This is a genomic window from Streptomyces ossamyceticus, from assembly GCF_001418475.1.
Taxonomy (GTDB): domain Bacteria; phylum Actinomycetota; class Actinomycetes; order Streptomycetales; family Streptomycetaceae; genus Streptomyces; species Streptomyces ossamyceticus.
Map to the genome: position 1 here is coordinate 1 of NZ_LIQX01000023.1, position 13,105 is coordinate 13,105.

Below are 13,105 nucleotides of genomic sequence, written 5' to 3' on the forward strand. Positions count from 1 at the left end.
GCCGCCGCACCGGGCTCCTCCGACGGGGTCTTCAGCAACGTGTCGAACTTCAACCGCACCGACGCGGAGATCGCCTACACCCGGAAGGTGCTGGACGCCCTCGGCGGCCCGGCGGACCTCGGCGCCGTCATCGACACCAGCCGCAACGGCAACGGTGCCCCGACCGACGGCGCCTGGTGCGACCCGCCGGGCCGGGGCCTCGGCCGCTCGCCGACGCTCACCACCGGCGAGTCCCGCATCGACGCCTATCTGTGGGTGAAACTGCCGGGCGAGTCCGACGGATGCCAGGGCGACGCCGGCGAGTTCTCACCGGGGTACGCGTACGAACTGGCACGGGGGTGAGCGGGGTCCGCGTCCGTACCGCCGCGGGGCTGAGCGACGGGGACCGCCCCCACCGCCCACACTGAGCGGTTGCTTAGGATGAGGGCGTCCCGTTCCGCGTCGACCTTCCCCAGGAGCACCACCCGTGACCGCCGAAGCCCCGACAGCCCCTGCCCTCGCCCACGGCAGGCTCGTCCCCGTCACCGTGCACTTCGACGACCTGGACGCCCTCGGCATGCTGCACAACGCCCGCTACCCGGTGATGGTCGAGCGCGCCTGGACCCAGCACTGGCGGGAGCAGGGCTACGGCTTCGACGGCGACTGGGCCGCCGCCGGCGACTTCTGCAACGTGGTCAAGGAACTGCGGATCAGCTACGAGGCACCGGTCACCCGGCCCGGCGCCTACGCCGTGCACCTGTGGCTGGAGCGGCTCGGCACCACCGGCCTGACCTACGGCTTCCGCTTCTGCTCGACCGACGGCTCGCGGACCTACGCGCGGGGCACCCGCGTCCTCGTCAGGCTGGACGCGGACACCCTGCGGCCCACCGCGTGGAGCGACGACTTCAGGGCTTCGGGTCGGGAACTGCTGCGTCCGGCCGACTGATCCGCGCCCGGTCGCCCTCCCCGGCCCGCAGCACCCCCGCGAACACGGCGAGCCCGCACGCCAGCACGGTCACCAGACCGAACGACACCACCAGGCTGGTCAGCTGCGCCAGACCACCGATCGCGCTCGGCGCGATCAGCCCCGAGGTGTAGGTGATGGTCGCGACGCCCGCGATGGCCAGGCTCGGGTTCGGGCCGCTGCGCCCGGCCGCGGCGAAGCAGAGCGGTACGACGACGGCGATACCCAGCCCCATCAGCGCGAACCCGGCCATGGCGACCGCCGGGTGGTTCGCCACGACGATCAGCACACCGCCGAGCGCCGCGAGGACACCGCTCGCCCGCACCGTGCGCACCGCGCCGAAGCGGTTCACCACCGCGTCGCCCACCAGCCGGGCCACCGCCATGGTGAGCATGAACCCGGTGGTGCACGCCGCCGCGAGGCCCGCCGAGGTCGCCAGCTCGTCCCGCAGATACACCGCCGACCAGTCCAGGGCCGCCCCCTCGGCGAAGACCGCGCAGAACCCGACCGCGCCGATGAGCAGCGCCGACCTGGGCGGCAACGCGAACCGGGGTGGCGGCTCCTCGTCCTCGGTGGCCCGGATGTCCAGCACCCACTGACAGGCGACCAGACCGAGCACGGTGAGGGTGGCCGCCGCGAGCGCGTGGTGCAGGCGGGCGTCCGAGCCGAGATGCGCGGCGAGCGTGCCGGCCGCCGAGCCGACGAGGGCGCCCGCGCTCCACATGCCGTGCAGACCTGACATGATCGACTTGCCGAGGCGGGCCTCGACCTCGACGCCGAGCGCGTTCATCGCCACGTCCGCCATCCCGGCCGCCGCGCCGTACACGAACAAGGCGGCGCACAGCGTCCACAGGTTCGGGGCGAGGGACGGCAGGACCAGCGCGAGGGTCCACAGCGCGATCAGGACCCGCATCGCCGTACGGGCGCCGAGCCGATGGCTGACATAGCCGGCGAGCGGCATCGCCACGGACGCGCCGATCGCCGGGAACGCGAGGGCCAACCCCAGCTGACCAGCACTGAGCTGGGCGTGGTCCTGGATCCAGGGCACCCGGGTCGCGAACGAGCCGGTCACCGCTCCGTGCACGGCGAAGACGGCGGCCACGGCGTACCGGGCCCGCCGCACATCGCGCCGTTCGTAGACCACTGCGCTCATTCTCCGCCCTCCCTGGCTTCCTTCAGTGCCCTCGGACTCGCGCGCCGGCCGTACCCGCCCGTTTCCGGACCTCCCGTACTCGCCCGTTTGCGGCCTCCCGGCCCGCTCTCGCGCCGCCGTAAACTATCAGGAACCCTGCCTGATAGATAGAGAGCGCTGTCCGTACGGCGTCGTGGGTCCGGGGGCCGAGTCGTGTTCCCTGGTCGGCGCAGGGCAGGCAACCGTACGCGTCGTCGATCTGGGAGGATCCCGGCATGCCCGCATCACCCAGCACTGCCCGGGCCATCAACGATCGGCTCGCCCTGCGGCTGTTGCAGGAGGAAGGGCCGTTGACGGCGGGGCAGTTGAAGCAGCTCACCGGTCTGTCCCGGCCCACCGTCGCCGACCTCGTGGAGCGCCTCACCGAGGCCGGACTGATCTCGGTGGTGGGGGAGTCGGGCGAGCAGCGGCGCGGGCCGAACGCCCGCCTCTACGGCATCGTCGCCGACCGCGCGTACCTCGCCGCGCTCGACGTGCGCACCGAGGGCGTCACGGTCGTCGTGGCCGATCTGCTCGGCAGGGAACTGGCGCGGGCGTCCGTCCCGATCGCACACGACGCGGGGACGGGGCCCGCCGTCGAGCAGGCCGTGGGTCTCGTGGAGCGCGCCGCGAAGGAGTCGGGCGCCGACCGGCTGCACACCGTGGCGATCGGCGCCCCCGGTCTCATCGACCCGGCCACCGGCGAACTGCGCGACAGCACCGGGCTGCCCGAATGGCACCGTCGGCTGGCCGCCGCCCTGGGTGAACGCCTCCCGGCCCGGGTCCTCGTCGAGAACGAGACCAACCTCGCGGCGCTCGCCGAGCAGCGGGACGGCGCCGCCCGCGACCGCGACACCTTCGTCCTGCTCTGGCTGGGCCTCGGCACCGGCGCGGCCGTCGTCCTCGACGGCACCCTTCGCCGCGGCGCCTCCGGCGGTACCGGTGAGATCGGCTTCCTCCCGGTCCCGGGCACCACGACCCTGCCCTCGGCCACCGACTGCGAGGGCGGCTTCCACTCCCTGGGCGCCGCCGCCGCGATCGACTCCCTGGCCGGGGAGTACGCCCTGACGGCCGCCGCCCCCACGGGAAACGAGCCACACGCGGCCACCCTGGTGAGGGCAGCCGCCCAGGCGGTGACGAGCCGACCTCCGACGGGCGGATCCGGCCCGCCGACGGACGGGAGCGCTGCCGCACCGGCCGACGCGAACGCCCCGCGGACGCGTCCGGCGGCGGGTGGAACCGTGGCCGACGCTCCGCAGACGCGTCCCGCATCGGTCGGGGCCGAGGCCTCGTCGGACGGGACGGACATTCCCGTACACCCTCCCGTACACCCCCTGGCTGACGCGCACGCGACCCCGGACACCCGCCCGTCGGCCGACGCCCATGCCCGCTTCCTCGACGCCCTGGCCGATCGTCTCGCCATCGGTGCCGCCTCCGTCGTCGCCGTACTCGACCCCGGCTGCGTGGTGCTCGGAGGGGAGGTCGGGCGAGCCGGAGGGGAGGTCCTCGCGTCCCGGGTCGAGGCGCGGCTGGCGGCACTGTCGCCGCTGCCCACCGAGGTCCGGCCCAGCGCCCTCGGCGGCGCCGCCGTACTGCGCGGGGCCCTGCTCATGGCGAGAGACACGGCCCAGGACGAGCTGTTCGCACCGCCGCCGCGGTAGGTCGGCAGCGAGCGGGCCATGGCCGGGTCCATCATCCGCACCCCGCCGCTGAACAGGCTTCGCGGCTCACCGTGCCTTCGGCGTCCGCCCGGATGTCAGGCATCGCGGCCCACCTCGCCTTCCATGTGCGGGGCTGCCGGTCGGCCCACGTGAACGGGGCCGCCCTCGGCATTCCCCGCCGGGTAGGGCCCGGACCCGGCCGCCCCCGGCATCCGCCCACCGACCCGGCGGCCTCTCGGCTCACCCCGTCCTCCGGCCCCCGCCGAACCGTTCGGCCACGTACTCCCCGAACGTCCCCTTGCCCACCGCCCTTTCCGGGGCCAGGTGACCCCCGGCCCGGAACCCCGCGTACGCCTTGCCGAACAGGGGCACCGTCAGGAGGGCGCGGCGGCGGCCGGTGGCGGTCAGGTGGATGCGGGCCAGCGTGCGGAGGCTGAGGATCTCGGGGCCGCCCATGTCCGGGACGCGGCCCGCGGGGGCGGACACGGCGAGCTCGGCCAGGCGGTCGGCGACCTCGGCGACAGCGATCGGCTGGTCGCTCACCCCGGTCGGCACCGGCATGACCGGGGACTTCGCCAGGCCCTCGAAGAGCGTCACGAGCAGGTCGTGGAACTGGGTCGCCCGCAGCGTCGTCCAGCCCAGCCCCGACTCCTCGACCAGCCGCTCGACCGCCAGCTTGCTCCGGTAGTAACCGAACGGCACCCGGTCGACGCCGACGATCGAGATGTACACGAGATGCCCCACCCCGGCCCGCCGCGCGGCGGCGATCAGATGCGCCGCCGCCCTCTCGTCGCCGCCGCGCGGCGAGGACGCACAGTGCACCACCGTGTCCACCTCCGCCAGCGCCGAGTCCAGCCCGCTCCCGCCCGCGACCAGATCGACGGCGTACGGCCGCGCGTGCCGGCTGAGCACCCGTACCTCGTGTCCGTCCGCGCGCAGCCGCTCGGTGACGTGCCGGCCGAGGACACCGGTCCCGCCGGTCACCAGGATCGTGGTCATGCTGCCCAACCTTTCGACACCGGCGCTCCCCGCGGAACGCCTTCGGCAGCTATGACCGGACAGCACCCGAGGAATGTGACACGGGGCGCGTAACCCACCGGACGGCGAGGGAGGGGGAGAAGGGGACCCGGCGGCGGGGCAAGGGCCGTCGTCACCGCCGCCGGGCCGACTGGGGGCGGCCTGAACGCCTTCGGGACGAGTAACCGCGATCGCAGACCTTAAAAGGACTAGACCAACCTGGTCAATGGGTCGGCGTGCCGTCCGGCAGGGACTCGGCGGGTCCGACTGGGGCCCGTGGGGCGGAAATTGACTCGTGGTCAGTCAGGGCCCGGCCTCCGTGTCACGCGCCGTAGAAGTCCAGTGACACCATCTGTGAGCCACCCCACAGTCATCACCCGCATGGGTGCCGATCAGGCGTGGCACACTGGCCGTGTACCAGAAGCAGCGCACTCCGGGGTCGGTGAAAGTCCGAACCGGCGGTTACAGTCCGCGACCCGGTCGCTTCCAGCGGCCGGTTGACCAGGTGAAATTCCTGGACCGACGGTTAAAGTCCGGATGGGAGGCAGTGCGCGGCGGGCGGGCATGCGTGCGCGCCGCCGACTGTTGTCGGCCTGCTCCAGCGGGAGTGGGTCCTCCACACGGCGTCGCCCCCTGTGCCGTTGTCCGCTGATCTCTGTCGTCTTCGACAGCCCCGGAGTCCGTGCCCCACGAGGCAGGAGGACCCGGGAAGTGTTCACCGGAATCGTCGAAGAGCTGGGTGAGGTCACCGCCGTCGAGAACCTCGGCGACGCCTCCCGCTTCCGACTGCGTGGCCCCGTCGTCACCCAGGGGGCGAAGCACGGCGACTCCATCGCCGTCAACGGCGTCTGTCTCACCGTCGTGGAGCACGAGGACGACTGGTTCACCGCCGACGTCATGGCGGAGACCCTCGACCGCTCCAGCCTCGGCGCCCTCACCGTCGGCTCCCGCGTCAACCTCGAACGCCCCATGGCCGTCGGCGAACGCCTCGGCGGCCACATCGTGCAGGGCCACGTCGACGGCACCGGCCAGGTCATCGAGCGCAAGCCGTCCGAGAACTGGGAGATCGTCAAGATCTCGCTCCCCGCCGACCTCACCCGGTACGTCGTGGAGAAGGGCTCCATCACCGTCGACGGCATCAGCCTCACCGTCGTCGAGGCCGGCACCGACCACTTCACCGTCAGCCTCATCCCCACCACCCTCGACCTGACCACCCTCGGCCGCAAGCAGCCCGGCGACCCGGTCAACCTCGAGGTCGACGTCATCGCCAAGTACGTCGAGCGGCTCCTCGGATCGCAAGGGGCGACGCGGTGAACTCGCTGAACTCGGTCGCCTTCACCGTGTTCGACCAGCAGATCCGCTGGTCGGACATGATCGGGAACATCTTCGGCCTGATCGCCCTCGCGCTCGGCGCCGTGCGCTCCCTGTGGAACTGGCCCGTGCAGTTCCTCTCCGGGCTCATCCTCTTCGGTGCCTTCGTCGGCCACCTCACCGGCAGCGCCGGCAAGCAGGTCATCGTCATGGTCGTCGCGGCGTACGGCTGGTGGCAGTGGAACCGCACCAAGGGACAGGCCGCCGACGGTGCCATCGCCCCCCGCTTCGCCACCTGGCGCGAACGCGGCTACCTCCTCGCCGGCGCCGCCCTCGGCACCCTCGCCGTCGGCGGACTCTTCACCGCGTTCCCCACCCTGTCCTGGGACCCCTGGCCGGACGCGTACATCTTCACCGGCACCATCGTCGCCATGTACGCGCAGGCACGCGGCATGGTCGAGTTCTGGTTCGCCTGGCTGCTGGTCGACGTCGTGGGCGTACCGCTCAACTTCGCCAACGGCTACGCCTTCTCCGGTTTCGTCTACATCATCTACGGCGCGCTCGTCCTGTGGGGCATGCGCGACTGGTGGCTGCGGTCCCGCAAGCCCGCCCTGGAAGGAGCCCCGGCATGACCATGGCGCCGATTCTCTACAGCACCGACGACATCGAGAACTTCGGGCTCGACCCCGTGGAGCAGGCCATCGCCGACATCGCGGCCGGCCGCCCCGTCGTGGTCGTCGACGACGAGGACCGGGAGAACGAGGGCGACCTCGTCATCGCCGCAGAGAAGGCCACCCCCGAGATCGTCGCCTTCATGATGAGCGAATGCCGGGGCATGATCTGCGCCCCCATGGAGGGCGACGAACTGGACCGGCTCGAACTGCCGCAGATGGTGCAGCAGAACACCGAGTCCATGCGCACCGCCTTCACCGTCACCGTCGACGCCGCCCCCGAGCACGGCGTGACCACCGGCATCTCCGCCTCCGACCGCTCCACCACGCTCCAGCTGCTGGCGAGCGGCACGGCCCGGCCCACCGACTTCGTCCGCCCCGGCCACATCTTCCCGCTGCGCGCCCGTACCGGCGGCGTCCTCGTGCGCAACGGCCACACCGAGGCCGCCGTCGACCTCGCCCGCCTCGCGGGCCTCCGCCCGGCCGGCGCGATCGTCGAGATCGCCGGCGAGGACGGCCGCATGCTGCGCCTGCCCGAGCTGATCCCCTTCGCCCGCAAGCACGGCCTGACGATCATCTCCATCGAGGATTTGATCGCCTACCGCCGCTCCTCCGAGCCCACCGTCAAGCGCGAGGCGAAGACCCAGCTGCCCACCGCCTTCGGCGACTTCACCGCCTACGGCTACCGCTCCACCGTCGACGGCGTCGAACACGTCGCCCTCGTCCACGGCGAGATCGGCGACGGCGAGGACGTCCTCGTCCGCGTCCACTCCGAATGCCTCACCGGCGACGTCTTCCACTCCCTGCGCTGCGACTGCGGCCCGCAGCTGGAGACCTCCCTCGAACGCATCGCCACCGAGGGCCGCGGCGTCGTCGTCTACCTCCGCGGCCACGAAGGACGCGGCATCGGACTGCTGTCCAAGCTGCGCGCCTACGAACTCCAGGAACGCGGCCGCGACACCCTCGACGCCAACCTCGAACTGGGCCTGCCCGCCGACGCCCGTGACTACGGCGCCGGCGCCCAGATCCTTTGCGACCTCGGCGTCCGCAGCCTCCGGCTGCTGACCAACAACCCCGAGAAGACCGACGCCCTCGTCCGGCACGGCCTCGCCGTCACCGGCCGCGAGCCGATGCCCGTCCGCGTGGGCGAGCACAACCTCCGCTACCTGCGCACCAAGCGGGACCGGATGGGCCACGACCTGCCCTGGCTGGACACGACCACCGTGACCACCTGCGGCGAGCAGTAACACCAGCGGCACGAACAGCACGCACGAGATTCAGGAACCAAGGAGCAACGTGAGCGGCAAGGGCGCACCCGAACTGTCCGTCAGCAACGTCGGCGACCTGCGCGTCGCGGTCATCGCGGCCCAGTGGCACGAGAAGGTGATGGACGGCCTCGTCGACGGCGCCCTGCGCGCCCTGCACGACCTGGGCATCGACGAGCCGACCCTCCTGCGCGTCCCCGGCAGCTGGGAGCTCCCGGTCGTCGCCAAGGTCCTCGCCGGCCGCGGCTACGACGCCATCGTCGCCCTCGGCGTCGTCATCCGCGGCGGCACCCCCCACTTCGAGTACGTGTGCCAGGGCGTCACCCAGGGCCTCACCCAGATCTCCGTCGACACCGGCGTCCCCATCGGCTTCGGCGTACTGACCTGCGACACCGAGGAGCAGGCCCTGGACCGCGCAGGCATCGAGGGCTCCAACGAGGACAAGGGGCACGAGGCGGTGACCGCGGCCGTGGCGACCGCGGCCACGCTCCGCTCAGTATCTGAACCCTGGCGCTGAGGCACGCCCGTGACGGCGTAGTGTGGGGCCCACCATGTCCAAGAAGACGTTCGAGGAGCTCTTCACCGAGCTCCAGCACAAGGCTGCCAACGGCGACCCCGCCACCTCCCGCACCGCCGAACTGGTCGGGAAGGGCGTCCATGCCATCGGCAAGAAGGTCGTCGAAGAGGCCGCCGAGGTCTGGATGGCCGCCGAGTACGAGGGCAAGGAAGCGGCCGCCGAGGAGATCTCGCAGCTGCTCTACCACGTCCAGGTGATGATGGTCGCCCGCGGCATCTCCCTGGACGACGTGTACGCCCACCTCTGAGCCGTCACCCCGCACACATCTCCGCACCCACGAGAACGAAGGAAGCCCGCCTCATGCTGCGCATCGCCGTCCCCAACAAGGGTTCCCTGTCCGGCCCTGCGGGGGAGATGCTGCATGAGGCCGGCTACCTCCAGCGCCGGGAGTCCAAGGAACTGCGGATCGTCGACCCGGAGAACGAGGTCGAGTTCTTCTACCTCCGCCCCCGCGACATCGCGATCTACGTCTCCTCCGGCCGTCTCGACATCGGCATCACCGGCCGCGACCTGCTGATCGACTCCGGTGCCGACGCCGAGGAGATCCTCCCGCTCGGCTTCGCCCGCTCCACCTTCCGCTTCGCCGCCAAGCCCGGCACGGCGGCCGGCATCGCGGACCTCAAGGGCAAGACCGTCGCCACCTCGTACGAGGGCATCGTCGCGGGGCACCTCGCCGACCACGGCATCGACGCCTCCGTCGTCCACCTCGACGGCGCCGTCGAGACCGCCATCGAACTGGGTGTCGCCGAGGTCATCGCCGACGTCGTCGAGACCGGGACCTCCCTGCGCAACGCGGGCCTGGAGGTCTTCGGTGAGCCGATCATGAAGTCCGAGGCGGTCGTCATCCGCCGCGTCGACGCCGACACCTCCTCGGAGAGCGAGCCCAAGGTGCAGCAGTTCCTGCGCCGCCTCCAGGGCGTCCTCGTGGCCCGCACCTACGTGATGATGGACTACGACTGCCGTGTCGAGCAGTTGGAGAAGGCCGTCGCCCTCACCCCGGGCCTGGAGTCGCCGACCGTCTCGCCGCTGCACAACGAGGGCTGGGTCGCCGTACGCGCCATGGTCCCGGCCAAGGAGGCCCAGCGGATCATGGACGACCTGTACGACATCGGTGCCCGGGCCATCCTGACCACCGCCATCCACGCCTGTCGCCTCTGAGTTCCGGGGAGTCGTACGCGATGTCGGATCTGCCCGCCCTGCCGGTCACCTTCCGGCCGGGGCGCACCCGGGCCGTCCTGCTGACCGCCGCCGCGGCGATCTTCGTGGTCATCACGGTGGTCGCGCTGCTGCTGCCGACCCTCGGCCCGGGGGAGAGGCTCAGCTTCGTCTTCACGGCGGCCCTGCTCGCCGGGGTGCTGTGTCTGCTGTCCCGGCTCAAGGTGGTCGCCGACGAGTCCGGGGTGACCGTCGTCAACATCACAGGGAGGCGCCGGCTCGGCTGGGCGGAGATCGTCCAGGTGAACCTGCGGGTCGGCGACCCCTGGGTCTTCCTCGACCTCACCGACGGCACCAGCCTGCCCGCCCTCGGCATTCAGCCCGGCATCGCCAAGCAGCACGCCATCGACGACGCCCGCGCCCTGAGGGCACTGGTCGAGGCCCGCTCCGTCGGCGAACCCGAACAGCCCCGGGGCTGACACCGAGTGACCCAGGACTGACAGCGAGCGCATCCGGGGCGCCCCCGAGCAGGCTCACGGTCGACGCAGGGGAAGATCGGGGCCGACTCAGGGCCGCCGCCCCTGCCGTACCGGCCCATGTCTTGATTAATCTGTTGGCGGAGGCGTTTTCGTTGCGCCTCCGCCACTGTTGTGCCACCGGGTACGCCAGTGGCCCCCTGCTACTTCGAGGAGTGACTCCTTCCAGCGATGGACGGATCGTCCTGTAGTACCTGCGCCGCCCCCTCCCGAGATATCGAGGCGGCGGCATGACCATCCCTCTGCTGCTGCTCGCAGCCGCTTTCCTCCTGATCCTCGCCAACGGCTTCTTCGTCGCCGCCGAGTTCGGCCTTGTGACGGTCGAGCGACCGGACGCCGAGAAGGCCGCGGCCGAGGGTGACCGCCGGGCCCACAAGGTGGTGGGCGCCCTCAAGGAGCTGTCCTTCCAGCTCTCCGGCACCCAGCTCGGCATCACCATCACCTCCCTCGTCGTCGGCATGCTTGCCGAACCGGCGCTCGCGGAGCTGCTCCACGGCCCGTTCACCGCGCTCGGCATACCCGAAGGCGCGGTCTCCGGAGTCTCCGTCGTCGTCGGCATGCTGCTGGCGTCCGCGGTGCAGATGGTGATCGGTGAACTGGTTCCGAAGAACTGGGCGGTGTCGCGGCCCATGCAGGTCGCCCGCTTCGTCGCGGGCCCCCAGTACGTCTTCTCCCGCCTGTTCCGCCCGGTCATCGCCGGCCTCAACGCCGTCGCGAACCGACTGGTCCGCGCACTCGGCGTCGAACCCGCCGAGGAACTGGCCTCCGCCCGCACCCCCGACGAACTGGTCTCCCTGGCCCGCCACTCCGCGCAGGCCGGCGCCCTGGAACAGGACACGGCCGACCTCTTCGTCCGCACACTGTCCCTCGGCGAGCTGACCGCGGAGAACGTGATGACGCCCCGCGTGAAGGTCAGCGCCCTGCAGTCCTCGGCCACCGCCGAGGACGTGGTCAACCTGACCCGCGCCACCGGCCTGTCCCGCTTCCCCGTCTACCGGGAGCGGATCGACGAGATCGTCGGCATGGTGCACCTGAAGGACGCCCTCGCGATCCCGGCCCGGGACCGGCTGCACACTCCGGTCGGGCATATCGCCAAGGTCCCGCTGCTCGTCCCGGAGTCGCTGCCCGTGCAGCCCCTCCTGGCCCGGCTGCGCAGCGAACAGCCCATCGCCGTCGTCGTCGACGAGTACGGCGGCACGGCGGGCGTGGTGACCCTGGAGGACATCGTCGAGGAACTGGTCGGCGAGGTCCGCGACGAGCACGACGGGCAGGACCTGCCCGAACTGGCCGTGGCCCCGCCCGAGGAGGGCCGCCCCGCCTGGGACGTCGATGGCAGCTGCCGGGTCGACGTGCTCCAGCGCATAGGCCTCGACGTGCCCGAGGGCCCCTACGAGACGGTCGCGGGCCTCGTCGCCGACCTGCTCGGCCGGATCCCGGCGCCGGGCGACAAGGCGGAGCTGCCCGGCTGGCGGCTGGCGGTGCGCCAGGTCGGGCACTACCGCGCCGAGCGGGTACGCCTCGTGCGCACCGCCCCCGCCCCCGAACCCCTCACCCTGGCGGAGGCGGCCCGATGAGCGTGCTCCAACTCCTGTTCGCCCTGCTCCTCGTGCTCGCCAACGGCTTCTTCGTCGGCGCCGAGTTCGCCCTGGTCTCGGTCCGCCGCAGCCAGATCGAACCGCTCGGCACGGCACGGGCCCGACAGGTCCTCCACGGCCTGGAGAACCTGCCGCAGATGATGGCGGCGGCCCAGTTCGGCATCACGATCTGCTCCCTGACGCTCGGCGCGGTCGCGGAGCCGACCGTGGCGAAGCTGCTTGAACCGGTGTTCGAGGCGATCCATCTGCCGCACGGCATGATCCACCCCCTGGGGTATGTCATCGCGCTGGCCGTGGTGGTCTTCCTGCACCTCGTCATCGGCGAGATGCTGCCGAAGAACCTGGCGATGGCGGCGCCCGAGAAGACGGCGCTGTGGCTGAGCCCCGGCCTCGTCGCCTTCGCGCGTGTCTGCGGACCGGTCACGGTGGGGCTCGGCGCCTGCGCCCGGGTCATCCTGAAGATCTTCCGCGTCGAGCCCAAGGACGAGGTGGAGGCGGTCTTCACCAGCGTCCAGCTCGGCCGGCTGGTCGAGGACTCGGGCCAGGCGGGACTGCTGGACCCCGAGGAGCAGGAACGCCTGGAGGATGCGTTGGAGCTGGGTTCCCGCCCGGTGACGGACGTCCTGCTCAAGCGCGACTCGCTGGTGACGGTGGGCCCCTCGGTCACCCCCGCGCAGGTGGTGGCCCTGACCGCCCGCACCGGCTACTCCCGCTTCCCGGTGGTCGCGGAGACCGGCGCGTTCATGGGCCGCTATCTCCACGTCAAGGACGTCCTCGACGTGGAGGACTCCGACCGGGCCGTCCCCCAGCAGGTGTGGCGCCCCATGACCACCCTCCGCTCGGAACTCCCCCTCGACGACGCGCTCACGGTCATGCGCCGCGCGGCCACGCACCTCGCGCAGGTCGTCGACGCGTCCGGCAAGGTCCTCGGCCTGGTCGCCCTGGAGGACGTCCTGGAACTCCTGGTCGGCGAGGTCCGCGACCCCGCCCACCGTCAGGCTCCGCCGGTACGCCTGGCAGAGCCGAGGACGACGGGATCCCCGGAGAACGTCCTGGCGAGCTGAGGGGTAGGGCGCGTACGCGGGTGCGGGTGGTTCGTGGTTGCTCGCGCAGTTCCCCGCGCCCCTGAAAAGCGGGGCTGCGCCCCGTGCTTTTCATGAAGGGGCGGGCCGCAGGCCCGTCTCCTTCAGGGGCGCGGGGAAC

At 71.8% G+C, this 13,105-nt stretch carries 14 protein-coding genes and 1 riboswitch; of the genes, 12 read left to right on the plus strand and 2 right to left on the minus strand.

What is annotated here, in order from left to right:
• Both AOK15_RS02060 and AOK15_RS02065 read left to right on the plus strand, forming a co-directional pair.
• On the plus strand, positions 1 to 342 hold a 342-nt coding region (locus AOK15_RS02060; protein WP_167738781.1), incomplete at its 5' end, for a glycoside hydrolase family 6 protein.
• A 124-nt stretch (positions 343 to 466) separates the two neighbouring features.
• Positions 467 to 925 (plus strand): acyl-CoA thioesterase, encoded by a 459-nt coding sequence (locus AOK15_RS02065; RefSeq protein WP_055512064.1) that lies wholly within the window; start codon positions 467 to 469, stop codon positions 923 to 925.
• Here AOK15_RS02065 and AOK15_RS02070 read toward each other — a convergent pair.
• Positions 885 to 2,096: an MFS transporter gene (locus AOK15_RS02070; RefSeq protein ID WP_055512066.1), complete on the minus strand. Its 1,212-nt coding sequence runs from the start codon at positions 2,094 to 2,096 to the stop codon at positions 885 to 887. The genes AOK15_RS02065 and AOK15_RS02070 overlap by 41 nt on opposite strands.
• A gap of 254 nt (positions 2,097 to 2,350) precedes the next feature.
• Here AOK15_RS02070 and AOK15_RS02075 point away from each other — a divergent pair, with 254 nt between their 5' ends.
• On the plus strand, positions 2,351 to 3,775 hold the full coding sequence (locus AOK15_RS02075; protein WP_055512068.1) for an ROK family transcriptional regulator: 1,425 nt from the start codon (positions 2,351 to 2,353) through the stop codon (positions 3,773 to 3,775).
• A gap of 240 nt (positions 3,776 to 4,015) precedes the next feature.
• On the opposite strand, the gene AOK15_RS02080 is transcribed toward AOK15_RS02075, so the two are convergent.
• Complete coding sequence (locus tag AOK15_RS02080; RefSeq protein WP_055512070.1) at positions 4,016 to 4,774, minus strand: SDR family oxidoreductase; 759 nt, start codon at positions 4,772 to 4,774, stop codon at positions 4,016 to 4,018.
• A gap of 442 nt (positions 4,775 to 5,216) precedes the next feature.
• A riboswitch (FMN riboswitch) is annotated at positions 5,217 to 5,347 on the plus strand.
• A gap of 156 nt (positions 5,348 to 5,503) precedes the next feature.
• Between AOK15_RS02080 and AOK15_RS02085 the strand changes: the two genes are divergently transcribed.
• From AOK15_RS02085 to AOK15_RS02125, 9 genes are all read left to right on the plus strand, one after another.
• Positions 5,504 to 6,106, plus strand: a complete 603-nt coding sequence (locus AOK15_RS02085) for a riboflavin synthase (RefSeq protein WP_055512072.1) — start codon at positions 5,504 to 5,506, stop codon at positions 6,104 to 6,106.
• Positions 6,103 to 6,735, plus strand: coding sequence for a nicotinamide mononucleotide transporter family protein (locus AOK15_RS02090; RefSeq protein ID WP_055512074.1), 633 nt, complete (start codon positions 6,103 to 6,105; stop codon positions 6,733 to 6,735). Before AOK15_RS02085 ends, AOK15_RS02090 begins: the two co-directional genes overlap by 4 nt.
• Positions 6,732 to 8,021 (plus strand): bifunctional 3,4-dihydroxy-2-butanone-4-phosphate synthase/GTP cyclohydrolase II, encoded by a 1,290-nt coding sequence (locus AOK15_RS02095; protein WP_055512076.1) that lies wholly within the window; start codon positions 6,732 to 6,734, stop codon positions 8,019 to 8,021. The genes AOK15_RS02090 and AOK15_RS02095 overlap by 4 nt, the downstream gene beginning before the upstream one ends.
• Positions 8,022 to 8,070: 49 nt before the next feature.
• Positions 8,071 to 8,556 carry a 6,7-dimethyl-8-ribityllumazine synthase gene (gene ribH, locus AOK15_RS02100; protein ID WP_055512079.1) on the plus strand — a complete coding sequence of 162 codons (486 nt, stop codon included), beginning with the start codon at positions 8,071 to 8,073 and terminating at the stop codon, positions 8,554 to 8,556.
• 34 nt (positions 8,557 to 8,590) lie between these two features.
• Positions 8,591 to 8,863 (plus strand): phosphoribosyl-ATP diphosphatase, encoded by a 273-nt coding sequence (locus tag AOK15_RS02105; protein WP_031486114.1) that lies wholly within the window; start codon positions 8,591 to 8,593, stop codon positions 8,861 to 8,863.
• A gap of 53 nt (positions 8,864 to 8,916) precedes the next feature.
• Positions 8,917 to 9,774 (plus strand): ATP phosphoribosyltransferase, encoded by an 858-nt coding sequence (gene hisG, locus AOK15_RS02110; protein ID WP_055512080.1) that lies wholly within the window; start codon positions 8,917 to 8,919, stop codon positions 9,772 to 9,774.
• 20 nt (positions 9,775 to 9,794) lie between these two features.
• A complete protein-coding gene (locus tag AOK15_RS02115) occupies positions 9,795 to 10,250 on the plus strand; it encodes a PH domain-containing protein (RefSeq protein WP_055512083.1) in 456 nt (151 codons plus the stop codon).
• A gap of 287 nt (positions 10,251 to 10,537) precedes the next feature.
• Entirely contained in the window at positions 10,538 to 11,881 is a 1,344-nt protein-coding gene (locus AOK15_RS02120) for a hemolysin family protein (protein ID WP_055512085.1), read from the plus strand.
• Positions 11,878 to 12,966 (plus strand): hemolysin family protein, encoded by a 1,089-nt coding sequence (locus AOK15_RS02125; RefSeq protein ID WP_055512087.1) that lies wholly within the window; start codon positions 11,878 to 11,880, stop codon positions 12,964 to 12,966. Before AOK15_RS02120 ends, AOK15_RS02125 begins: the two co-directional genes overlap by 4 nt.
• Positions 12,967 to 13,105 lie beyond the last annotated feature (139 nt).